General features: G+C 51.1%; 19 protein-coding genes and 3 tRNA genes. 3 read left to right on the top strand and 19 right to left on the bottom strand.

Annotated features, from left to right (window positions below; genetic code table 11):
* Positions 1-5: 5 nt before the first annotated feature.
* The 19 genes from HMPREF1986_RS10965 to HMPREF1986_RS10870 all read right to left on the bottom strand — a co-directional run bounded on the left by HMPREF1986_RS10965 (position 6) and on the right by HMPREF1986_RS10870 (position 19465).
* Positions 6-599: a CD3073 family putative ECF transporter S component gene (locus HMPREF1986_RS10965; protein ID WP_021774923.1), complete on the bottom strand. Its 594-nt coding sequence runs from the start codon at positions 597-599 to the stop codon at positions 6-8.
* Positions 589-1092 carry a CD3072 family TudS-related putative desulfidase gene (locus HMPREF1986_RS10960; protein WP_021774922.1) on the bottom strand — a complete coding sequence of 168 codons (504 nt, stop codon included), beginning with the start codon at positions 1090-1092 and terminating at the stop codon, positions 589-591. The genes HMPREF1986_RS10965 and HMPREF1986_RS10960 overlap by 11 nt, the downstream gene beginning before the upstream one ends.
* A gap of 407 nt (positions 1093-1499) precedes the next feature.
* Positions 1500-2975 carry a hypothetical protein gene (locus tag HMPREF1986_RS10950; protein ID WP_155978810.1) on the bottom strand — a complete coding sequence of 492 codons (1476 nt, stop codon included), beginning with the start codon at positions 2973-2975 and terminating at the stop codon, positions 1500-1502.
* Entirely contained in the window at positions 2965-4047 is a 1083-nt protein-coding gene (locus HMPREF1986_RS10945; RefSeq protein ID WP_021774919.1) for a sensor histidine kinase, read from the bottom strand. The genes HMPREF1986_RS10950 and HMPREF1986_RS10945 overlap by 11 nt, the downstream gene beginning before the upstream one ends.
* Complete coding sequence (locus HMPREF1986_RS10940) at positions 4044-4817, bottom strand: response regulator transcription factor (RefSeq protein WP_021774918.1); 774 nt, start codon at positions 4815-4817, stop codon at positions 4044-4046. Before HMPREF1986_RS10940 ends, HMPREF1986_RS10945 begins: the two co-directional genes overlap by 4 nt.
* Positions 4814-5803, bottom strand: coding sequence for an ROK family protein (locus tag HMPREF1986_RS10935; RefSeq protein ID WP_036600427.1), 990 nt, complete (start codon positions 5801-5803; stop codon positions 4814-4816). The genes HMPREF1986_RS10940 and HMPREF1986_RS10935 overlap by 4 nt, the downstream gene beginning before the upstream one ends.
* A gap of 303 nt (positions 5804-6106) precedes the next feature.
* A complete protein-coding gene (locus HMPREF1986_RS10930; RefSeq protein WP_021774916.1) occupies positions 6107-7156 on the bottom strand; it encodes an ABC transporter substrate-binding protein in 1050 nt (349 codons plus the stop codon).
* A gap of 140 nt (positions 7157-7296) precedes the next feature.
* Positions 7297-8307, bottom strand: coding sequence for an ABC transporter permease (locus tag HMPREF1986_RS10925; RefSeq protein WP_021774915.1), 1011 nt, complete (start codon positions 8305-8307; stop codon positions 7297-7299).
* Positions 8308-8344: 37 nt separating this feature from the next.
* A complete protein-coding gene (locus tag HMPREF1986_RS10920; RefSeq protein ID WP_036600410.1) occupies positions 8345-9844 on the bottom strand; it encodes a sugar ABC transporter ATP-binding protein in 1500 nt (499 codons plus the stop codon).
* Positions 9845-10128: 284 nt separating this feature from the next.
* A tRNA-Gly gene (locus HMPREF1986_RS10915) sits at positions 10129-10200 on the bottom strand.
* Positions 10201-10229: 29 nt separating this feature from the next.
* Positions 10230-10302: transfer RNA gene (locus tag HMPREF1986_RS10910), tRNA-Phe, on the bottom strand.
* A 3-nt stretch (positions 10303-10305) separates the two neighbouring features.
* Positions 10306-10376 (bottom strand) — tRNA-Gly (locus HMPREF1986_RS10905).
* Positions 10377-10673: 297 nt separating this feature from the next.
* On the bottom strand, positions 10674-11420 hold the full coding sequence (locus tag HMPREF1986_RS13615; protein WP_330365162.1) for a Fic family protein: 747 nt from the start codon (positions 11418-11420) through the stop codon (positions 10674-10676).
* A gap of 503 nt (positions 11421-11923) precedes the next feature.
* The gene (locus HMPREF1986_RS10895) at positions 11924-13150 is read right to left on the bottom strand and encodes an acyl-CoA thioesterase/BAAT N-terminal domain-containing protein (RefSeq protein WP_036600408.1); all 1227 of its coding nucleotides are present in this window, start codon (positions 13148-13150) and stop codon (positions 11924-11926) included.
* A 260-nt stretch (positions 13151-13410) separates the two neighbouring features.
* The gene (locus tag HMPREF1986_RS10890) at positions 13411-14832 is read right to left on the bottom strand and encodes a glycoside hydrolase family 32 protein (protein WP_021774909.1); all 1422 of its coding nucleotides are present in this window, start codon (positions 14830-14832) and stop codon (positions 13411-13413) included.
* Positions 14829-15668, bottom strand: coding sequence for a carbohydrate ABC transporter permease (locus HMPREF1986_RS10885; RefSeq protein ID WP_009213929.1), 840 nt, complete (start codon positions 15666-15668; stop codon positions 14829-14831). Before HMPREF1986_RS10885 ends, HMPREF1986_RS10890 begins: the two co-directional genes overlap by 4 nt.
* Before the next feature lie 9 nt (positions 15669-15677).
* Complete coding sequence (locus HMPREF1986_RS10880) at positions 15678-16547, bottom strand: carbohydrate ABC transporter permease (protein WP_021774908.1); 870 nt, start codon at positions 16545-16547, stop codon at positions 15678-15680.
* A 118-nt stretch (positions 16548-16665) separates the two neighbouring features.
* Positions 16666-17982, bottom strand: coding sequence for an ABC transporter substrate-binding protein (locus HMPREF1986_RS10875; RefSeq protein ID WP_242837382.1), 1317 nt, complete (start codon positions 17980-17982; stop codon positions 16666-16668).
* A gap of 25 nt (positions 17983-18007) precedes the next feature.
* Complete coding sequence (locus tag HMPREF1986_RS10870) at positions 18008-19465, bottom strand: glycoside hydrolase family 32 protein (protein ID WP_021774906.1); 1458 nt, start codon at positions 19463-19465, stop codon at positions 18008-18010.
* A gap of 201 nt (positions 19466-19666) precedes the next feature.
* Between HMPREF1986_RS10870 and HMPREF1986_RS10865 the strand changes: the two genes are divergently transcribed.
* The 3 genes from HMPREF1986_RS10865 to HMPREF1986_RS10855 form a co-directional block, all read left to right on the top strand.
* Complete coding sequence (locus tag HMPREF1986_RS10865) at positions 19667-20704, top strand: LacI family DNA-binding transcriptional regulator (protein ID WP_036600406.1); 1038 nt, start codon at positions 19667-19669, stop codon at positions 20702-20704.
* A gap of 199 nt (positions 20705-20903) precedes the next feature.
* Positions 20904-22409 carry a type I restriction-modification system subunit M gene (locus HMPREF1986_RS10860; RefSeq protein WP_021774903.1) on the top strand — a complete coding sequence of 502 codons (1506 nt, stop codon included), beginning with the start codon at positions 20904-20906 and terminating at the stop codon, positions 22407-22409.
* Positions 22399-22986: restriction endonuclease subunit S (locus HMPREF1986_RS10855; RefSeq protein WP_021774902.1), on the top strand; the 588-nt coding region annotated here is incomplete at its 3' end. The genes HMPREF1986_RS10860 and HMPREF1986_RS10855, both read left to right, overlap by 11 nt.

Raw genomic sequence — 22986 nt, 5'->3', positions numbered from 1 at the left:
GAATTTCACCTTCCGGATTTTATCTTCCGCTTTTCCCCCGTCCCTCCCTGAAGAAGAAACTTTCCCAGACGCCCGTTCAAAAGGAGCGAGACCAGAACAGAGGAGACAAGCTTATCCGTAAAATTCCCCGCGACAGCCCCCCAATAGGTCGCGCTGATCATATCCTTTCCGGACTGCCGGAGCGCCATGATCAGGATATCCGTTCCGGAACCCGTCAGCCCGCCGAAAAGCGCAAGGCGAATCGGGGCACCGATCATAGGGCAGATCACAGACAGGAGGAGTCCCGCGACGACAGCGGTAGGAAGGGGAAAGCGCCCATGGCTGAATTTCCGGCAGAGCGACACGGTGACTGCAACCGCCGCACTGACCAAAGCGAACGGGATCGCCGAAGCTCCCCCCACAACTCCCATGAGGAGATTGGTGCTCACACCGGTCAAAATTCCATAGCCCATGCCATAAGCCGCCGAGATAAAAATCGTACCCAGCGTATCCAGGAAGAGAAGAGGGATCTTCAGCGCCGAAACGGCCTCCCCCAATACAACATTGATCACTACCGCCATAGCGCATAACACCAAAATCCTGGTTTTCTCAGCTCTCATCTCTTTTCCCCCTCAGAAAGCCGTCCAGCCTCTTTCTGAAATCCCTCTCCTCTCCCTCCGCATACCAGACGGGAAGCTCTATGAAATCCGTGCTCAGATGAAGCTTATGCAGCTGTTCAAAGAGAAGCTCCATAAAGACCCCTCTTCTCTCACTCAGCGCGCAGTTCGGACTTTCCTGGACCGCGATCACTCCCCGGAAGCGGTATCCCTTTCTGCTGCAAATTGAAAGCTCCTTCAGCACCGGCTCCAAAAGGCGGATGCAGTGCTCCCTGTAACCGGAAAGACGGGCATAATCCTCATAGCTCATGGGAGGCCTGTCCGGCCCAAGAAAAAGAAGCTCAGGGCAGGGAAGCTGTATCACTCCATACCCGCTTTTCATGAGATCCTCCGCAAAGGGGAAAGCGCCTCTCGCCCTCTCCCAGCCTCTCAGGACCGCATTCTGATTCAAGATGCAGTGACACACGAGTATCAGCCTTTTCCCCGGAAAATCCATATTTCCCCTCGACAAAGCAGAAAAATTCCAGAGCCGAACAGCGGAATAAACCATAAACCTCGACTCTGTAAGTGAAATACGATGATCATAAATCAGTTCGGCATCTCAATCAACTTTTTGCCGCTATATATACAAAGAAACTAGAAATCTCATGATCTATTTTATTTTTCTATTATTTGGAAAAATCATGATTTTCGCTCTCGAAGGAGATCAGGAAGCAATCCCATATCAGCTCTCGATGCAGGATGCGGATCCTGTAAAAAATCGGCGAAACGATTTTACAAAGCTGATAAAGCCCGGCAAAGCGGTAAAGCAGCTCCTTCCAATCCGGGCCCCTATCCTGTAAAACAGCTGCTTTTAAAACCTAACGGGGATGAAAGATCGATTCATGGAATCAGGAATAAGAATCAAGAATAAAGGTCATGGAAGGGCACGGTGTCCGGCAGGAGGTGGAAGGAGGTCCGCTTCCATTCCTCCGCCTCTCCCTGTGTATGGAGCCGGATGATGCGATCGGCAATGGACAGAGAATCCGCCATACTAATCGTCGGAATAATCAGTGCAATCCCGTTTTGCAAAAGCATTCTCTGTAATTCCCAGATCCTTTCTCTCTGTGCCAGTCCCGCATTTTTAAAGGGCTGTACGCAAAAAACGAACTTGGGCCTTTGCAGGAGAATCCGATGGTAGACAAGAGCATATTTTTCTCTCTTTGTGAGCTCTCCCGCCGCTTTCAAAACGACCGCCTTCCCGAAAAGCTCCTCCTGCTCCCTCCGTATCCTCTCCCTCATCCTTCTCCGCTTTATGGGATTTCCCGAGGCTAATTCCATGGTAAAGCAGAGATTCTCCATAAAGCTAAGTTCAGGGAAGAGCATGCTCCTATCTGCCTGCTCCCAGATGACCGCGCACTCCCTGTCTCTCCCCGGCCAGATCCTGCGTCCGTCGAGCAGAAAATCCGCCTCTCTCTTTCTTCCCTCTCCCGTCAGGCAGTCCGAAAAATCTCTGTAATCCGCTGAATCCAGGAATTGCAGCACCAGGCATTCTCCCTCTCGGATCGTAAATTCGAAGCCCTGTCTCTCCGTCTTTCCGAGATAGCGCACGCAAAAAGCCGTCATTTTATCCCAGAGCTTTCTGTCTTTTAAATAAAAGTTGATCTGCTTCCGATAATTTTTCGATATGGCGGAGGCGATCTCTTCTCCTTCTCTTTGGTCTTTTGCGATCTTCATGATCTGCCCGTCCTTCAGGAAGGCCGTCCGATCGCAGATCATCTTGAGCTCCTCATAATGCGGGCTGATCAAAAGAAAGCTGATTCCCCTCTCCCTGTAATATCTTATGATCTGATATAATTTTTTGAGCTCCTCCTCGCTGAGCACAGCTCCCAGCTCATTGAAAATCATAAGGGAATGTCCCGCTGTGATGCCGCGGATGATTTCTACGATAATCCTCTCAAAGCTCCCCAGACTTTCCACGGACGAACGGGGATCGATCTCTAAAGAAAGCTCTTCAAAGATTCCCCCCAGTCTCTTTTCCAGAACGCGGTTTCGAATGATCCAATCCCGGAAGCCCCTTTGATAGACAAAGATATTGCTCAGCACCGACTGTCCCTCGATCAGGGAGCTCTCCTCTGAGATCAGACTAAGCTGCGGCGTTCTTTTTTTCGCGCCGCTCTCCTTCCACGAGTTAATGAGCTTTCCCCGGAAATAGATGTATCCATAGTAGATCGGATCATTTTCGAGTAAGAGCTTGAGAAGAGTCGCTATGCCAAAATGATTGATCGGGAGCAGTCCCATGATTTCCTCTTGCATGATGCAAAGATCAAAATTCTGCAAAACAGGATTGTCCTGCTCCAGATATGTCACCTTTTCCATGCGAAGAATTTCACATCTCAAGATTTCCGCTCCTCCCTGAATACAGCCGTCTTTTCTCGGAATTTTCCTCTGCTTCTCTCCGGATCAGGGGCAGAGTGATCTCCACATCCGTACCGATATCCTCCACAGAGAAAATATGCAGTCCATACTCTTCCCCGAAGAGAATATGAATGCGCTTATTGACATTCGAAAGAGCGATCCCCCCTTTGCTCGTCCCGGTAATTCCGGCCGAAAGCTCCTCCCTGGCATCTCCCAATCTTTTCCTGAGCTTCCTGAGGTGCTCCTGATCCATTCCGACCCCGTTATCGGAAACCGTGAGCAGAAGCCCTCTGTCCGTTCTCTCGATCCGAATCTCCGTGCAGCCCTGCTCCAGCTTCAGCTCCGTCCCATGGATAATGCTGTTCTCCAAAATCGGCTGCAGGCTCAGCTTGGGAATCATGCATTTCAGAAGAAAGGCCTTATCCTCCTCATCCATGAGAATCCTCATGAGAAGGCGATCCCCGAAGCGGTATTTCTGGATTTTGAAATAGGTATTGCAGTTCTCAAGCTCCTCCTCCAGCGTCACCAGATCCTCCGTATTGCTGATCGTGTATCGAAAGAAAGCGGCCAATGCCTCTGTCATCTCCGCCACCTTATCCAGTCCGGCGATTAGCGCTTCACTGCGGATGCCGTCCAGAGTATTATAAAGAAAATGAGGGTTGATCTGATTTTGCAAAGCCTGATACTGCGCCTGCCGTTTGCTCTGCTCCGAAAGCTCCGCGGAATTCAGGATCTCCGATACCAGCTCCAGCTCCCTTTTATTCATCGGTGTCAGTGCGGGCAGCTCCGCGCAAAGCTCCGTTAAGGCGGCATAGCCTCGGAGAACCCGCTCAAGCCTCTCCTCATAGAAGCGGTAAGGGCGGTAAATGCAAAGGAAAAAGAAAAGAGAGAGGAGCAATAGAAGAAAGAGCAGAAAGACAGCGCGAAAGCGAAAAAAGGATGCTTCTCCGGAGCAGAAGAAATCCGTCGCGATCACAAGAAGGAATAGAGCAAGAACGATAAACAAGAAAAAAATGATCTTAAGAGAGATCGCTCTCTTCTTTCGCTTCTTCATAAGAGCTCCCGGCTTTCGGACGCAGAGGCTCGATAGACGCTCGGTCTCATCCCGGATGTCTCCTCAAAGATATGGGAGAAGTGCTTTGCGTCATTATATCCCACTCTCCGGCAGATTTCCGCCACGGAGAGATTCGTCTCTCTCAAAAGCTCCTTCGCCTCATCCATCCGCACATTGATAAGATATCTGGCAAATCCGATTCCCATCTCTTTTTTAAAGAGATTACTGAAATAGGAGGGGGTCAGGCCCACGCTCTCACTGACACTCTCCAGAGTGATCTGCTCCTGAAAATGGATCCGGATGTATCTTCTGGCGAGGCGGACAGCATGATGCGCTTTTTCCTTCTCCGACTCCCCTTCCCTCTCGGATTCCTCCTTTCTCTCCTCTTCCCCTCCGCCCCCGATCAGAAGCTTCAGCTTTTCCAAGACCTCGTTCAGCTCCTGCCTTTGGATCGGCTTCAGCAGATAGGCGAAAACTCCCTCCTCGATCGCGGTCTTCGCATAATCGAAATCCGCGTAGCCGCTGATAATGACCGTCTTTAAGGCGGGCGAAAGCTTTTTGGCCTCCCGGATCAGCTCAAGCCCCGTGAGACCGGGCATGCGGATATCCGTGATCAGAATATCCGGAGAACTCATCGCAATTTTTTCCAGAGCGGCCGGCCCGTTTTCCGCCGTGCCGCTAAGCTCCATGCCGTGTCCCTTCCAGTCTCCCAGAATCTGAATCAGCTCACAGATTCTTTTCTCGTCATCGGCGATCAGCACCTTTATCATCTCATCTCCCGCATCATCCCATCCACCGCCACAGACAAAGCCGCATAGTCGCCGATCCGATCTCCCAGTTCCGCCGCTCTGATCCCGCAGATTCCGGCGGGACCACTCAGCGCCTCCTCGGATATCACCCTTCGCATCTCCTCCGAAAACAAGTCCTCACAGCGCTCATAGATGCTTCCGATCACTATGATATCCGGATTCAGAAGATCAATCAATATGGATAATCCTCTCCCCAGCATCAGAGCGGATCTTCGAAACACAGAGCGCGCAAAGGGATCTCCCAGGCGCGCGGCCTTCGCGAGAAGCTTTGCGCTCAGCTCCTCCGCACGCAGCTCTCTTCCCTCCCACAGAAGCCTTTCTCCCCTCTGCCTCCTCTCCAAAAGAAGCGTCCCGGCCATCTCCGAAATCCCGCCGCCGGAGCAAAAGCCCTCGAAGGATCCCTCCTTTCCATAGCCCACGGGCCCATACTCCGACATCCGGATATGTCCGATCTCTCCGGCCATGCCGCTGCTTCCCTCATAGAGACGTCCGTTCAGGATGAGGCCCGCGCCCATGCCGGTGCCAAAAGTGAGAAAGATCATATTATCCGCCCCTCTCCCCGCCCCGAATCTCCATTCCGCAAGGGCACAGGCATTGGCGTCATTCTGTAAGAAAGCGGGAAGTCGGAAATGCTTCGTCATGATCTCGCATATCGCGATCTGATCCCAGCCCGGGAGATTCGGAGGGGACAGAATGATCCCGGCTCCGCTGTCAAGAGGCCCTCCGCAGCTGATTCCGACAGCGCACGGTCTCTGTCCCCCAAAGGACGAAAGCATCTCCTCCGAAAGCCTGATCAGTGCCTCTATGCACTCTCCTGCCGTCCTCCTCCCCGCTTCTGTCTCTATTGCCTCGCGCTTTAGAAGCTCGATTTCCGCTCCCCGCTCTCTTCCCAAGACCACAGCGGACTTGCTGCCGCCGATGTCAAGCCCCATATAAAGTCTTTCCATCTCTCCCTCCATATCCGCTGATGAAATCAGGATAATGAGCGCACTCCCAAAGGCGCGAAACGCCGCCGCTGTGCTTCAGGACCGCGGGAAAAGCGAAGCGTAAATCCGCGAATCCCTATGCCTCATCCCGAAAACCAATCGACATTAAAATCAGAAGATAAGCAGTGTTTCCTTCTTCGAAAGCAAAAGCAGCTTTGAAAAAACAGGGCAGCTTCCCGGAAGCGGCCCCGTCTCTTCGATGATTTCACGGCACAGCGGCAAAACTCCGCGACCGATGCTGTTTCGTCACTGCCGAAATTCACTCTATTGGATATTGCTCTTATCCAGCACAGAGACTCCGGTATCCGTGACCTTCCCTCCCAGCGTCTTTCCATTCAGAACCTCTACGCAGGCATCCACGCCGAGGCTTCCCATCTTATCGGGATTCTGCGCCATGGTGCAGAGCAGATAGCCGTCCTGTACGAGTCCCTTGATCGTATCCGACTTATCAAAGCCCACACCGACGATATCCGAATTCCCGGACGCCTTGATCGCATTCCCGGCACCGGCCGTAGAGCCCTCATTGGCGCCGAAGATTCCGACGACTCCCTGCGTAATATAATTTTCCGCGATGCTCTGTGCCTTTGCGGCATCACCGTCACAATACTGCGTCTCCAGAAGCTTGAACTTCGTCCCCTCGAAGGCCTCCCGGAAGCCCGCATCGCGGTCCACCGTCGACTGCGTAGAGGCATTCGTGCTGATGATTCCGATATCACCGCTCTCGATCCCCTTTGCCTTCAAGGCCTTCAGCATCTCCTCTCCCGCGCTTTTTCCCCCTTCCTTGTTATTGGTCGAAAAGCTCGCCTCCGCATCCACATTAGCCGGAGAATCGACATAAACAAGCTTAATTCCCTTGTCGATTGCCTCCTTCAGAGAACCGGAAATCGCGTCCGGCCCGTTTGCGGCGATCATGATCGCATCATAGCCGCCGGCCACCGCATTGTTCACGCATTCAATCTGCTTCGAATCGTCCTTGGTGTCCGGGGACATGAAATCCACCGTCACGCCGTCCTTCTTCGCCGCCTCCTGTGCTCCCTTATTGAGGTTGACCCAGTGCTGGTCGATGGAATCCATGGTGATCAGGGCAATCTTATAGGGCTTGTCCGCCTTGACCGCCTCCGCATCGGCCCCGGCCGCAGATGATCCCTCCTCCTTAGACGATTCCTTCCCCGTATCCGCAGGAGTAGAGTTCTCCTCGGTTTTCGGGCTGCTCTCTGCCTGCTCTGTCCCCTTCGTTCCCGCAGACGAACATCCGGACAGGAGCGCCGCCGCGATCACTGCGCTGCTCAGAAATACCGCCAAAGCTTTTTTCATGATTTTTCCTCCCTAAGCATAAACTTTTATCCTACTCCGGCCGAAAGGCCGCTGCTTCCTCTTCTGATTCCGATAAGATATCCTGCCTCTTCCTCCGCGTATGCCGAAAAGAAGCTTCCCGTCATGCCGCTTCACCGTCCTCAGTGACTTGCGGGACGGCGCCTGCCATAGCGCACAAGGACATCCGTGAGAACGGCCAGCACGACGATCACTCCGATGACGATCCGCTGAATCCCAACCTGCGCTCCCACCATATTGAGTCCGTTCTCCAGGGTCTGCCAGAGAGCGGCTCCCGCAAAGGTTCCAAGAAGAAGCCCTGATCCCCCAAGCGGTGATACGCCTCCGATGACTCCCGCCGCGACGCCGTACATCTCGTACATATTTCCGGCCTCCATATTGCCCATTCCGGCCTGTGCGCAGAGGATATAGCCCACGATTACCGCACAGAATGCGCTGATCAGATAGGCCTTTATGGTAGTGGCCACGATATCTACTCCCGAGAGTCTTGCGGCATCCGCATTGGAACCGATCGCATAGATATGCCTTCCGACCCGGGTTTTCCCCAGAAGAAAATAAAAGATAAGGAAAAGGATGAGCGCGATCCAGAAGGTATTATAGATTCCAAGCGTTTTCCCATAGTAGAAAAAGCCCTGAAAGCGGTCCCCCTCCCCCTTTCCGAGAACGGCAGCGATATTATCCGTATTGCGGTTTCCGTTTACCAGATAGCCGATTCCGCGCGCAACAAACATGGTGCCGAGCGTGGCGATAAACGGAGGCAGCTTGAACTTCCCCACCAAAATACCGTTCAGAAGTCCGATCAAAAGCCCGAGGCAGAGAGTCAGAAGAAGCGCCGGAATCAGAGGGACTCCCCTCGTCATGAGCGTCGCGCTCATCATTGCGCTCATTCCCACCACTGATCCGATGGAGAGGTCGATATTTCCCGTAATCATGACGACACTCTGTCCCAGTCCGATCAGAAGATATTTCGACATGGAGCGGAGCAGATTCAGGATATTCTGAAGGGACAAAACCTTCGGATTGATCAGGCCAAACACAATATATATGATGATGAGGCCCGCAAATGCCGTCAGAGCCCCCCCCATTCCCCGGATCTCCAGAAGCCTTTTGAGCGCGTTCTTCTTCTCTTTCATATCCTCTCCCCATTTCCCGCGAGGCTCTGTGCCTCTCTCATATTTTCTTCTCAAAGGCCGTCGCAAGCTTCAAAATCTCGCTCTGACTCGCCTCCGCCGCGCTGAGCTCTCCGGTGATTCGTCCGTCGCAGATCACGAGAATCCGATCCGCAAGTCCCATGAGCTCCGGCATCTCCGAGGATACAAAGAGAACCCCGATTCCCTGCTTTTTCAGGCGATTCATCAGCTGATAGATTTCCACCTTTGCGCCCACATCGATCCCTCGCGTGGGTTCATCAAAGATCACAAGCCTTGAATTTCTGAGCAGCCATTTCCCGACTACGATCTTTTGCTGGTTTCCTCCGGACAAAAGTCCGGCCTCTGTCTCCAGCCCCGGTGCTTTGACCTTCAGATTCTCGATCGCTTCCCGGCAAAGCGCGCGTTCCCTTCTGGAATCAATTACGCCGAATCCCCGGCAAATCCTGTCCAGATTCGGAAGCGCCAGATTCTGCCGGATGGAGAGCCTCGTGCAAAGTCCGTCCTTTCTCCGGTCCTCCGGAGCCAGTACGATTCCCGCCCGGATGGCATCGTCCGGTCTTTCTATCCTGATTTCCCTCTCGTCCAGATAAAACGATCCGCTCTCCCGGGGATCCGCACCGAAAATCGCCCGCGTAAGCTCCGTCCTCCCGGCCCCCATGAGTCCCGCAATCCCGACAATTTCCCCCTCATAGAGAGAAAAGCTGATATTTCTTACCTTTCTCCCGGCATTGAGATTCTTCACTTCGAAAATCTTCCTGCCCTTAGCGCAGTCTATTCTCGGATACTGCTCCCTGATCTCTCTCCCCACCATGAGCGAGATGATATGATCCATGCTGTATTCCGAAAAGCTGCCGGAGGAGACCATCCTCCCATCCCTCATGATGCTGACCCGATCCGCGATGTGGGAAAGCTCGTCCAGTCTGTGGGAGATATAGACGATCCCATGTCCCTGCTCCTTCAGCTTTCGAATGATCCGAAATAATTCCTCGATCTCCCGGCTGCTCAGCGCCGAGGTGGGCTCATCCATGATCAAAATCCTGGCCTGAACGGAAAGAGCCTTCGCGATTTCCACCATCTGCTGCCGGGAAACCTGCAGCTCACCCGCAATCCTGTCCGCCGGGACAGAGATCCCAAGCTCCTCCAGGTATTTCTCCGCCTCGCGGTTCATCGCCGCATTGTCCAGGAAGATCCCGTGTCTTCGCTCCCTGCCAAGGAAGATATTTTCCGCCACTGTCAGCTGATTGCAGAGATTCATCTCCTGATGGATGATCGCCACTCCCGCTTCCCGCGCGGATTTCGGGGAGAGATCGCCATAATTTTTCCCGAGGATACAAAGCTCCCCGGCGTCTCTCCCGTGGATCCCGCTGAGGACCTTCATGAGCGTCGATTTGCCCGCCCCATTCTCCCCCAGAAGGGCCATGACCTCTCCCGCTTCCAGCTCGAAGTCCACCTGATCCAGGGCGAGCACTCCGGGAAAGGTCTTCGTGATCCCCTTCATTGAAACAAGCTTCTCCATCACTCTGCTCTCCCCATGGAAAAACCGAAATAATTCCCAAAATACTATCGTATATCCACGAATTTATGATCTCTATTTCAATTATAATCCGATAAGCGGGGAGGCATAGTCCGGAAAACTTATTATTTCCGGTGAAATTTTTGCGATATTTTCTCCGGCACAGAAATAAAAAGACGGCGTCCCCGATAGATTCGGAGACGCCGCTTATTCCAAAGCTCCAGACTGCTTTCCAAAGGAAGGCCCCGCCATCCTGCCCGCATGAGCAATGAAACTTACGCGCCAAAAAGAGCGCGAGACGGGAATCGAACCCGCGACCTTCTCCTTGGCAAGGAGACGTAGTACCACTCTACTACTCGCGCATACTCAAAAGCAAAAGCTTTTCTGAGAATGCCCAGAACCGGAATCGAACCAGTGACACGAGGATTTTCAGTCCTCTGCTCTACCGACTGAGCTATCTGGGCAAGAGCGGGTGATGGGAATCGAACCCACGTATTCAGCTTGGAAGGCTGACATTCTACCGTTGAACTACACCCGCATTTCGCGCCCTCAGTCCCAAGGGCACGAACGATATTCTATAAGATATCCAGGCTTTTGTCAAGGCGAAATCTCAGGAATTTGCCGATCCTAAAATGGGCTGGAGTGAAAAGCTTATTTCCACTCCGAGGGGTCCCGGTGTGTTTCGTCTTTCACAAAATTCCGCTTAACAAGCTGTGGCATCCGGTCTTACCGTTTATCTGTTTCTGTAGATGAGAGTCGCCAAAAAAAGATGTCAGCATGAGCGAAAGCAATGCTTCCTCTCCGCTGATCCCTGAGGAAAGGGTGTCAACTCCATTTATACCAGATCAGTTTTGGGGGTGACTTCAATGTTCACTTTTTTATATTTTTGGTTCTTACTATTCGGCTTATCAGGTATCGTCATTTCAATTTTCCCTGCATTAAGCAAAGGAACAAGATACCTCTCTCTGAAATTTTTGCTGTCGGCAAGGCCAATGTGATCCATCATCTCGCGCTTACTCCGCGGCATGCTGCAAAATTCAGTTAATTCTTCCAGTCTTTGGTCCAAATCTTGAGGGGTATCTTGAGGGGTGACTTGAGGGGTGACTTGAGGGGTGACTTGGGTAGTCGGCCCGACTATAGCAGTTGCCGCCTCTGATAGGGGAATCACTGTCGTAAAAACATCTGCCTCTGTAAAGACAGGCTCTCCACCGGAATACAGCTTCGTATACTTATAACTGTTTCGCATGCCACTTCCAAGCTCGTCAGCAAGTCCGATTTCTCGGAACACCTTTGCTATCGCTGGATTCTTTGTAAATGGCCGAAATGTTTTTAAGTTCAGGTTCCCATGCCCATGCGCAAGGTTAGCATTTTCTGTTGTGATCTTATCCCGTTCAATGACGAGCTTCGGCACATATCCACTGGCAAAATCGCGATGCATGAGCGAGTTGGAGATGATCTCACGCAGGATTGCATCCCTGGCACTTACCCTTTGGATGCCATCCAGCGTGAACACATCATTTAGATGCTTCCTTCCAAATTCCATCAAGCGGTCATAGCTTTCAATCAGGTTTGTGATCACCACATCCCTGTCATCATAACGATCGGTATTGAATACTCTGAAAATAGCATCTGTCTTATGCTGAGGCAAAACAGACAGAATACGGTTGTCCGTACCGAAAAGCAGAATTGCCGCAAGAGTGATGCCCTCTTTGTTCGTTTCCGGGTCTTCAAGTATAAGGCCGCAGCTTCTCCGGACGAAACTGGAAGTTACCCCCTCAAACTGGAACTTCGGATTTCAACCGACCTATTTATGCGGCTTTGCGGCACTTATCACAGTGATATCCTAGTGTGGAATCACAGTAATGTAGGAATTATACCTTCTTATATGCAGATAATTCTTGGTCTTATGCAGATACAGTGAAACTCGAAGCACACCTGTTTTCGGGGAAAGACCGCGCTTTATTGCGGTGTGCTTCCCGTTTCCCGTCAGGGATTCTACTGCTTCTTAAAGCACCGGGATGATCCCGGGAAATAAGTCCGATTCCTCGGAACCCTTTTTCTGTCGCTGATGTAAAATACAGAAAACTACAGGGTTTTATTGAAGTGTAGTATGGTTTTAGACCAGCTTTCCTTTACCTCATCATGAAGACTTTTAAGATCCTTTAAGCCATATCGTAAGTTGGGTTGATAACTTATCGTGTTCATGTGTCCTAAATGAGTTGTAAAATATATCGAACAATTTTCCGCAGGAATAGTCTTTGCAATTTGAAGGGCTGAATTTTTGCTGTCCCAAACTTCGTCTTTCGTGGATGCAATCAAGAGAATGTTTGTGCCAGAGTCATGGACATCTATTAAACTATCCGGGGCTTTCGCCGGATGCTGTGGAAGAACTTTTGATTGCAGCAGTTTTAAAATACTAAATTTTGTATATGGGACTTCTTGATTCTTAAACATCCACGATGAATGGTGAGAGTTCATTTTTCCTCGTAAGCCTTCATATACTTGATTGCTTGGGGCATTTAAAACAGCACTTTTGAATTCATGGAACTTACTTATAGAAGCTAAAGCGTATTCAGCCCCCTTTGATCGTCCGTATATCCCAATTCGGTTTGGGTCAACGTGTGGATTTTCAGACAGGATTTGCAGCGCTTCTTGTATATTCTCCAGCGGAATTTGATCAAGATACGGAGTTTGTCCATCCATTCCAAAGTAGCTCATTGCTAAGCTTACATAGCCCCTGGAGGCCAATAACATGGCGATATTTTGGGATTTCTCTAATCCACCATCACTGCCACTTAAGACAATGATGCAGGGAGCTTTATCCTCTGTGTTTCTATAAAAAATCCTTCCCAACCAGTTGGCATTGACTATATTTTTATATTCTATATTTGGATATTTAAAATATCGTTTAACAGTGGTTTCGGCAACTTTTTTCTCTTTGATCCATAGAGATATTTCTGCATTAAAATAATCATATAAAGGTAAATCCTCTAATGACAAGCATCTTTTAGAAGATATCATTTTTGAGTAGTGCAGACTCTCAAAGAGTCCCATCCCATTGACTCCTAAATAATCTCCTCTAATAGAAGGAGATTTTGAAACAGAAATATTCCCTTTATTGTCCGTCACGAAAGTTGCTTCAGACATCCATTTCGTTTTCGTCGAACAATTTAATGGAGCATTTATGCAATAATAGTCTGAGACATTTAATTTCACAGATACTTCTTGAAAAGGAATGGGAGTGCTGATATCTATTTCCAATGGTGAGTCAGCTAGTCCGGTTTTATCGGTAACAGTCAATTTATATTCCATAGCTATCCTTCCAGTAATCAAGCGTTTCTTTTAACGGCACTTCAGCATAGCCGACCCACATAATATTATGTTGCCTTTTCTAAGCCCTGGCAGCTTGAAAGGAAATTCTGCTAATTCAAAGAAACTTTCCTATAGTCCCTATGCGGTCCGTCCTTTCCAAGCTTTGTCAATGCCTTTAATAGGATAATTTGATTTGATTTTAATGTCAACATTGTTTGGAGATCCATTACGGATGCTGGAGTGAAACGCTGATTTCCGCATCAGCTTCCGGAAACGCTGTATCTCAGCTTGATCCCGGCTCCCTTATTTCCGATCAGCAGCCTGAATTTTCCCCCGCTCGGATAGATCATGGAGGAGACAGCATATCTTCCGTCAAAGAGGAAGAGCTCCAGGACATTCCCATCCCTGATCAGCTCAAAGGGGATCTCATCCTCCCCTCCGATCTCCGCCTTATAGAGCTTTCTGCCGTTTTTGATCCAGGGATCCGCCTCCGTGAAGTCGGTGCTGATACTGCCAAAGAGAAAATCCAGGCAGACGCGGATGCAGTGGGAATCCTCGTCCATAAAGCGGAATTGAATGAGATTCGTCCCCATGCTTCTCTCTATGCTGCCCCGAATCCGGACAGGCTCCTCTCCCCGAAAGAGCTCTGCCGATGTCCCTCTCGCTATCTTCCGGATCAGCTCTCCTTCCTCCCGGGCGGCATCGTCTACACTGGAATACGACCTCATTTTCAGCGCCCCATCCCGCGCTTCCGACAGAAGGCGGGGGTAGGAGAGCACGCCCCGGTAGCCGTCTTCCTCGGACGGACCATGGTCTCGGATCCACGGCATCCACTCCCAGCCTCCGAGCCAGGCCATGGAGATGAGACGGCCGTACCTGTCCCGGTAGGCCTGCGAGGCATAGTAATGAGGGCCGAAGTCCAGGGTCCCGGAGCTTTCCACATAGAAGATGCAGTTTTTGAAATTGACAAGGCCCGTCATATAGATCGTGCCCTGAAAGTCCGTCCGGTTCATCGGCGATGCCGTGATGACCCAGTGATCTCCGAGCGGGAAAATATCGGGGCACTCAAACATGCTCCCCTCCCCGTCCTTCGCTTCGTAGAGGATGCCGTCATAATCCCAGTGAAGGAGATCCTCGGAATGAAAGAGGTAGATTCTGCCATGGCTTCTCCGATCCTCCGCGTCGCCGCTCGATCCTCCGCAGAGCATCTGCCAGCGCCCGTTGTGGTAAATCACCTTGGGATCTCGGAAATCATGACTGTCCGGGCAGGGACAGCGCCCGATCAGAGGATTCTCCGCCGCCCTCTCAAAGTGACAGCCGTCATCCGAATATGCCATGCACTGCGTCTGGAGGATCTCTCCGTCCTTCGAACTCACCGCCGTATAGAAGGCATAGAGGCGCTCCTTATATACGATGAGTGATCCGGAAAAGCAGCCGCCTCTTTGCCAGAGCTCATACTCCTTTTCCGGGAGCAGCGCTGCTCCGCACTCCTCCCAGTGGATCAGATCCTTGCTCCTCGCGTGTCCCCAGTGCATCATCGCCCATTCATTTCCGTAGGGATTGCATTGGAAGTAGAGATGATACTCCCCCTTGAACCAGACGAGTCCATTGGGGTCATTGAGCCAGCCCTTTTTCAGGGCGAAATGCCACTTCGGCCGGATAATATCTGCCTTTCCCGTCATGATTTCACCGCCCCCAGCGTCATGCCCGCCGTCATCCTGCTGTTTAAGGAGAAATAGATGAGAAGCGTCGGCAGGATGGAGAGCGCGATCGCCGCGTAGGTGGCGCCCCAGTCCTTTAATCCCCGCGGTCCGATAAAATCCTGGAGGCCGATGGAGATCGTCTTCAGCTCGGCGCTGTTGATGAAAACGAGGCTGAAGGTGTAGTCATTCCAGACGGTGATGAAATTCATGGCGAGGACCGTCAGGATGGTATTTAAGGAAAGCGGAATCATGATCCTTCCGTAAATGCCGAAGATACCGCAGCCGTCGATCACCGCCGCCTCTATGATCTCATCCGGTATGAAGCGGTAAAAGTTCACAAAGAGCATGATGGAGACCGGGAGCTGGAAGGCGAGGAGCGGGAGGATCACACTGATCCTGGTATCGATCAGTCCGATTTTTGCGAACATGGTAAAGAGGGGGATCAGCGTCACCGAATAGGGAATGGTCAGACCGATCAGAAAGTAGCGGTACAGAGCCCTGTTTCCCTGAAACTTCATCTTCGCTATGGCAAAGGCCGCCATTGAGCTGAAGAGCACGATGAAGCTCAGAGAGAAGAAAGAGATGATGGCGCTGTTTTTGATATACGTAAGAATATGGCTTTTCGTAAATATCGTCACAAAGTTTTCCAGGGTCAGGCTCCTTGGGAGCGCAAAGGGAGCGCTCAGGAGCTCGATATTCGGCCGGAATGCCGCGAGCAGCAGCCACAGGATCGGGTAGGCCTGGATCAGCAAAAAGGCAGCCATCAACGACCAGTAGAGCACTCTTTTCGTCCTCTTAATGAGATAATACCGCATCCTCTCCCCCTATATCTCTTCTCGTTCCATATAGCGGCTGATCAAAAGGACCGCTACGATACTCAGTATGACGATCACGACCGCAAGCGCACTCCCGTATCCGTAGTCCCGGCTCGTAAAGGCCTTCTTATACATATAGGTCGCAAGGATCTCCGACCTGTGGTTGGGTCCCCCCTTTGTCATATTCATGGGCGCTGCGAAGCCGCGGAGCGCTCCGACGAGACTCAGGATCCCGGAGAGCAGGATGACATTTGTGATGGAGGGGATCCGCACCTTAAAGAGAAGCTGTGTCTCACTCGCCCCATCAATGCGGGCCGCCTCGATGATATCCGGAGAGACGGAAACGAGCGCCGAGTAGAAAATCAGCATATAGATCCCGATGTACTGCCAGCCTTCCACGGAGGCCACCGCCGGAAGCACCGTCCTGTATTCACTCAGAAACGCGATCGGGGCGAGGCCGAAGAGCTTCCGGAAGATGTTGAAAAGCCCGATCGGCTCATAGGAATAAAAACTGGTAAAGAGCTGCGCGACGGCGATCACGGTGATGACAGACGGAATATAGTAGACTGTCTGGATCAATCCCCTTCCCTTCTTCAGATAGGTGAGAAGCAGGGCGATCAGAAAGCCGATGCCAAGCTGCATGAGCATCACGATCAGGATATAGACCAGGTTATTGCCAAGGGCCCTCACAAAGACCGTATCGCGCATCAGCTTCGCGAAGTTCCCGAGGCCTATCCATCGTTTTTTCCCAAGCCCGTCCCAGTCCAGCACGCTGTAGTAGAACGTGAGTGCGATCGGGATCATGACAAGGACGGAATAGACGAGCAGCGCCGGAGACAGGAAAAGCGCAATCGCCTTTTTATCACGCAAAACTTTCATAAATACTCCTATACCGCGCGGCCTGCATTCCCCGATGCAGGCCGCGAAAGGCTACGATAAAAACTCCGATAAAAGCCTTGATAAAAATCTCGAAGGGGAAGAGCTTCTCCCCGGAGAATCAGCGATTATTCTCCAGCGCCTCGTCGACCGCCTTCCGGAAATCCTCCGGCGTCTCCTCTCCCATGCAAAGCCCGGGAAGGTTATCGTTTATGACGGAGACCACATCCTCCTTCAGGACGACATCCCAGGGACGGGCCGCTGTCTCGCCGATCTTCGACGCATCCTCCATGACCTTTACAAAGAGCGGGTCAAACTTGCTGCTGTCCCCTGTCTCGACCTTCTGCGGCGTCATGTGCTGGTGAGAGAAGTAGACCTTGCTGTAGTTTTTCACGATATAGCTCAGATAGTCCTTGTACTCCTTGTCGAAGGACTTCGGATTGACCGCGAGGCCGATCCCGCCGAAGGCCCAGTACTCATTCGGCTTTGTCACGGCTCCCTCGCAGGAGGGCATATAGAAATACCCGAGCTTCAGCTGCTCCGGACGCTTCTCGTCCGTGAAATAATTGAGCTCCCAGGTGCCGGTCGGATACATCGCGACCTTTCCGCTCAGGAAGAGATTTAATCCTGTGGCGACATCCGTCGTCGAAAAGCCCGGCTGAAAATACTGCCCGATCTCCGCCATGAACTCGCTGGCCTTCACCCCCGGCTCCTCCTCCATCTTCGCCTCTCCGGATGCGAGCCGGTTCAAAAAGTCATTGCCGCTTAGGCGGAAGGGATAGGTGGCGAGAAGCCTTAAAAGCGGCCATCCGTCCCCTCCTCCGATTCCGAAGGGGGTATAGCCCTTCTCCTTCAGGATTTTGCAGTCCGCAAGGAGCTCGTCCAATGTCTTCGGGGCCTCCTGAATCCCCGCGTCCGAAAAGATCTCCGTATTGTACCAGATCATCTCCGTGGAGAACTCCAGGGGCAGGGTATAGAGCTTTCCGTCGGAGGTCCTGCCGTAATTCAGAGCGAGCGGGATATAGCTGTCCTTCTCCCCGATCTCATCCAGAAACTGATCCATGTCCGTCAGCATCCCCTGATTCCCAAGCTCTACGGCATAGGGGGAGGCGTCCAGATCAAACATATCCGGCATCTGCTGCCCCGCGATCATCGTGCGGAGCTTCTGATCGTAGGAGGACCGGTCCGCATTGCTGTCGATGATGAGCTTGATCTTTCCCCCTTCTTTGTTATAGCTGTCCGTGACCTCCTGAAGGGAGAGCAGAGTATCGTCCGAGGAGGACCTGGAGGAAAAGTAATGGATCTCCCTCTCGGCCTTCTCAGAGGAGCTTCCCGCCTCCTCCGTCGATGCCGCTTTTCCCCCTCCTCCGCAGCCTGTGAGAAGTACTGCCGATGTGAGGACAAGGCCTCCGATGCATCTCATTCGCCTGGAAAACATAAAACCTCCTATCATAAATAAATAATTATTCGTTTCTCGCATAGATGTGGATATGCTCCATGCTGACGGCTCCGTCCTGTACAAAAAATCCCCAGTGTGTCCCCTTCCCGGAATAGGCCCTCGCGCTGAGCGCCAGCTCGTCATTGACATAAAGACAGAGTATGCTTTTATCGGAGATCAGCCGGATATGAAGCCGCCGATCCAAAAGCTTTCGATAGTCCAGCGGCCGCTCCAGCTCGATCAGAAAGGGCTTGTCTCCGTCGATATACCACTGATTGACCCCCTTCTCCCTCCGCGGCCAGCGGTCCATGACCACTCGGTTGTAGAATGGCTCAAAACGGAAATAATATCCCTCGGAGAGAGCGGCATCCTGACGAAGCGAAAGTCCGAAGGCTCTGCTTCCCTCCGAAAATGAGAGATCCGCCTCTATCATGCAGCTCTCCGGCATGCCGTCGAAGCTGATGCGGCTTTTTCCCTCCCAGTTCTCCGCCTCTATCCTTTCCCTAAGCGCATCCTCCGGCGTAATATCCTTTTGGAAAAGGGCAGTGAGAGCCTCCGGGGGCTGCACAGTGAGCCTCTTATCCTCCTTCTGCGAAAGCCGATGCATATGCAGGGAGCCTCCCCACTCATATTGTCCGGAGTCCGTCTCCCCCCGTCTTGTCGGGATCCAGGCAAAGGCCCATCTCTCTCCGTTTCGCTCCGCCGTCTTCGCCGCGTAAAAGGCCCTCCCGTCCAGGCTGTCCTCGATCGGCGCCCTCCACGGTCCGTGAAGGGAGTCCGAGACCCGGTAATGTGTCACGAACTTTTCCGAGAAGGTAGAATACAGAAGATAATAGCTCCCGCCCATGCGAAAGAGATCGGGGCATTCGTGCGTCATATAGGAATCCGGTTGATAAAAGGGCTGCTGCGCCTCCCAGTGGAGGAGATCAAAGGAACGGCAAAGTCCGACGCAGCCTCCGCTCTGTTCGCTCGCCCCCCGGAGCCTGGCTGCAAGAAGCATGTAATAGCACTTCTCCTTCTCCTCATAAAAGACATAGGGATCCCGCCAGTCATAGGGCTCATAGATCGACTCATCCGCACTGAGCAGGAAATCCCTGTCCTTCTCCCAGTGGATCAGATCCCTGCTCACGGCATGCATGATATACTGCATCGGACGCCCGTCCCTGAAATATTTGGGATTGTAATTATTCTGCGCCGTATAAAAAATATGGAATCTTCCTTCCCTGTCGGAAAGGACGGAGCCGGTGTAGCAGGCGTAGTCGGCATCCTCATATTCCCCGACCGGAAGCACGACTCCGCAGTCCTTGATTTCGACCCCGTCCTCCGTAATCAGAAGATTCCAGCTTGTGCGGTAGCCATACTCATCCTCCGTATTTCCCTTTCTCTCATCGTGGAGATAGAAAATATAGAATTTTCCGTCGTGCGAAAACGGGATCGTATCTCCGACCCAGCCGTTTTTCGGCTTGTAAAAGATTTCCTTCATGAGCGGTACTCCTTCTTTCCTTATACCGCCATCCTAGCATCTTTCCCTCTGCCCTGATATCCGCAGAAACGACAATGTTTTCAATCCTTGATTGTGCAAGTGATTGTTTTCTTGCATTTTCACCGGAAATATCTTATCATTTTCATAGTTATCCTCTTTTTATCGGTTTGTTTTCATAATCAAAAATCAGAAAGGAAAGCTATGATAACGATCCATGAGGTGGCGAAGGCCGCGAACGTGTCAATATCGACCGTGTCCAGAGTGATGAATCAAAGCGATTCCGTTTCGGAGGAGACCAGAAAGAAAGTTCTGAAAGAGATCCGGGAGCTCGGATATCTCCCGAACGCATCCGCGAAGAAGGCCGCCCGAAAATCCGTCAAGCTGATCGGCGCGCTCTTCCCCGACATCTCGAACAATGTCTTCGGGAGAATCCTTCAGGGGATCAACAGTATCGTCTCTCCCCTGGGCTACAACATTATCATCTGCGAGACCAACGGCGAGATGGAAAAGGAGATCCATTTTCTGAATGTCCTGAAGGACAAGCAGGTGGACGGCGTCATCATGGCCAACGTCCATATCCCGGAGGAGCAGCTGATGTGGATCCACAAAAATCAAAAGCCTGTCATCTACGTCTGTCAGGATATCCCGGACTTTACCCTGAGGACCCCGTCGAGCTCTGTAAATATCGACAACAAACAGGCCATGTGCGATATGGTGCACTTTCTCTATGAGATGGGGCATCGGAGAATCGCCTTTATCGGAGGTCCGCTCCACGATCTCTCTGCCGGGAAGAAGCGCTATGACGGCTTTATGAAGGGGATGCGGGACTGTAATCTCTCAATCCATCAGGACATGATCTGCTTTCAGGAGGACTTCAGCATCCGCTCCGGCTACAGGGGGATGCATCAGATCTATGAGCAGTCCGCCCTGATCCCAAGCGCCGTGATATCCGCCTGCGACAATATGGCGATCGGCGCGATCGGATTCCTCTACGACAATGATATCTCGGTCCCCGGGCAGGTCTCTGTCACAGGTGTCGACGATACCAATCTCGCAAGTGCGATCCGCCCCTCGCTGAGCACCATCCGCCACGCCGACTCGGACACCGGCGTCAAGGCGGCGAGGCTTCTGCTGGAGCATATCGCAAATCCCGATTTCAAGGGAGGCGCCTTTCAGCTTCCCTACCAGATCCTCAGAAGGCAGAGCGTCCGGCAGCTCCTGCACCAGGATACGGCATAGTCAAGAGTCCCGGAGGATCAAAAGATATCGGGCCGGGATGTCGAGTATTCGATCTGCCTGACTCCGGCATGATCTAATCCGGCCTTAAAGATCTCCCACATAAAGAAAGAACAAGCGCAGTAGCTCCAAATGAGGTATAATAAAACACACATTACAAAAATGATTCCTGATAAGAATAAGGAAAGTGAAGGCAAAGTAAATGGCTGAGAAAATCACCGCCAATATCGGTTTTGAAAAACAAATATGGGATGCGGCCTGCGTACTATGGGGACACATCTCTGCATCGGAATATAGAAATGTCATCATCGGGCTTATCTTCCTAAAGTATATTTCTACGGCTTTTGACAAGAGGTATCAACAATTGTTGGCTGAAGGCAATGGCTTCGAGGATGATCGGGATGCATATCTAGAGGAAAACGTATTCTTCGTACCAGAGGATGCCCGCTGGGATAAGATTGCTGCAGCAGCTCACACGCTGAAAATCGGAACGATTATTGATAATGCCATGCGAGCCATCGAAGCCGACAATAAGAAACTGAGGAATGTACTGCCGAAAAATTATGGCAGTCCTGATCTGGATAAGAGAATCCTTGGGGATGTCGTTGACCTCTTTACCAATATGGATATGGGAGAGACCGAAGGCAACCGCGATGTACTTGGTAGAACTTACGAGTATTGTATCGCTCAATTCGCCGAAAAAGAAGGGAAAGGCGGCGGCGAATTCTATACGCCGTCGAGCATCGTTAATACACTGGTATCAATCCTTAAGCCTTATTCAAATTGCCGTGTATATGATTGCTGCTGTGGCAGTGGGGGAATGTTTGTACAGAGTGCAAAGTTCACTCAGGCGCATTCCAGTAATCGCGGCTCGATCTCCATCTATGGTCAGGAAGCTAATCCAGACACATGGAAGATGGCCATCATGAATTTGACGATTCGCGGTCTTGATGCTGACCTTGGCCCCTATCCTGCCGACACCTTTACGAATGATCTTCACCCGACACTGAAGGCAGACTTCATTCTGGCCAATCCGCCCTTCAACTATAATCCATGGGGACGAGACAAACTGTTAGATGATGTCCGCTGGAAATATGGCATCCCGCCTGCCGGCAATGCCAACTTTGCATGGATTCAGCACATGATTCATCACCTTGCGCCAAACGGCAAAATCGGACTTGTTCTCGCAAATGGTGCACTGTCTTCCCAGAGCGGTGGCGAAGGCGAGATCAGAAAGAAGATCATCGAGGATGACCTGATCGAAGGGATTATCGCCATGCCTCCGCAGCTCTTTTATAGCGTAACGATCCCCGCGACGCTTTGGTTTATTTCAAAGGGAAAAAGGCAGAAAGGCAAAACAATCTTTATTGATGCCCGTAAGATGGGGCACATGATAGATCGTAAGCATCGTAATTTCACGGAAGCGGATATCCGGAAGCTCGCAGATACATTTGAAGCTTTCCAGAATGGCACGCTTGAGGCCGAAAAGGGCTTTTGCTCTGTAGTGGCCATACAAGATATCGCAAAGCAGGATTATATTCTGACACCGGGACGCTATGTTGGCATTGAGGAGCAGGAAGATGACGGTGAGCCGTTCGAGGAGAAAATGAACCGACTGACAGCAGAGCTCTCAGGGATGTTTGCTAAGTCTCATGAGCTAGAAGATGAGATTAGAAGAAAGTTGGGAGCGATTGGATATGAAATTTGATGAGGATGTTCTTTATTTTATCAACACAGACCTCCAAGGGAAACGTGCGTCTTTGTTTGAATTGGCAAACTGGAAAAATGGACTTGCTTTTAAAAAAATAGATTTTACGGAAACGGGAAAACCTGTTATTAAAATAGCTGAGCTAAACAACGGAATAACTGGAACGACTGTGTTTACAGATAAACAGTATCCTCCTGAAGTGCATTTAACCAGGGGAGATCTGATATTTTCTTGGTCTGGAAACCCACAGACATCTATAGATACCTATTGGTACGATCTTCCAGATGGATGGCTCAATCAACATATTTTTAAAGTAACACCGGACGAAACGAAGGTTAACAAGTATTTCTTCTTTTATGTGATGAAATATTTAAAACCGACATTCACAGCGATTGCAGCCAATAAACAAACAACAGGACTTGGCCATGTAACGATTGCAGATTTAAAGAAACTTAGCGTAATTGTTCCAGAAAAAAAGGTACAGAAGAAAATTGCAGGGCTCCTAAAGACGATAGATGACAAAATATACGTTAATAACGAAATAAACGAGAATTTACTTCAGCAGGCACAGGCCATT

This window comes from Oribacterium sp. oral taxon 078 str. F0263 (genome assembly GCF_000469565.1).
In the GTDB taxonomy this organism is placed as follows: Bacteria; Bacillota; Clostridia; order Lachnospirales; family Lachnospiraceae; genus Oribacterium.
The sequence above is the reverse complement of the archived record's forward strand: the minus strand, read 5'-3'. Positions and strand labels throughout refer to the sequence as shown.

Bases quoted from the DNA above. Each gene is read 5' to 3' on its own strand.
- HMPREF1986_RS10965 (WP_021774923.1), bottom strand. From the start codon at position 599: ATGAGAGCTGAGAAAACCAGGATTTTGGTGTTATGCGCTATGGCGGTA.
- HMPREF1986_RS10960 (WP_021774922.1), bottom strand. From the start codon at position 1,092: ATGGATTTTCCGGGGAAAAGGCTGATACTCGTGTGTCACTGCATCTTG.
- HMPREF1986_RS10945 (WP_021774919.1), bottom strand. From the start codon at position 4,047: ATGAAGAAGCGAAAGAAGAGAGCGATCTCTCTTAAGATCATTTTTTTC.
- HMPREF1986_RS10940 (WP_021774918.1), bottom strand. From the start codon at position 4,817: ATGATAAAGGTGCTGATCGCCGATGACGAGAAAAGAATCTGTGAGCTG.
- HMPREF1986_RS10935 (WP_036600427.1), bottom strand. From the start codon at position 5,803: ATGGAAAGACTTTATATGGGGCTTGACATCGGCGGCAGCAAGTCCGCT.
- HMPREF1986_RS10930 (WP_021774916.1), bottom strand. From the start codon at position 7,156: ATGAAAAAAGCTTTGGCGGTATTTCTGAGCAGCGCAGTGATCGCGGCG.
- HMPREF1986_RS10925 (WP_021774915.1), bottom strand. From the start codon at position 8,307: ATGAAAGAGAAGAAGAACGCGCTCAAAAGGCTTCTGGAGATCCGGGGA.
- HMPREF1986_RS10895 (WP_036600408.1), bottom strand. From the start codon at position 13,150: ATGGAATATAAATTGACTGTTACCGATAAAACCGGACTAGCTGACTCA.
- HMPREF1986_RS10890 (WP_021774909.1), bottom strand. From the start codon at position 14,832: ATGACGGGAAAGGCAGATATTATCCGGCCGAAGTGGCATTTCGCCCTG.
- HMPREF1986_RS10885 (WP_009213929.1), bottom strand. From the start codon at position 15,668: ATGCGGTATTATCTCATTAAGAGGACGAAAAGAGTGCTCTACTGGTCG.
- HMPREF1986_RS10880 (WP_021774908.1), bottom strand. From the start codon at position 16,547: ATGAAAGTTTTGCGTGATAAAAAGGCGATTGCGCTTTTCCTGTCTCCG.
- HMPREF1986_RS10875 (WP_242837382.1), bottom strand. From the start codon at position 17,982: ATGTTTTCCAGGCGAATGAGATGCATCGGAGGCCTTGTCCTCACATCG.
- HMPREF1986_RS10870 (WP_021774906.1), bottom strand. From the start codon at position 19,465: ATGAAGGAAATCTTTTACAAGCCGAAAAACGGCTGGGTCGGAGATACG.
- HMPREF1986_RS10865 (WP_036600406.1), top strand. From the start codon at position 19,667: ATGATAACGATCCATGAGGTGGCGAAGGCCGCGAACGTGTCAATATCG.
- HMPREF1986_RS10860 (WP_021774903.1), top strand. From the start codon at position 20,904: ATGGCTGAGAAAATCACCGCCAATATCGGTTTTGAAAAACAAATATGG.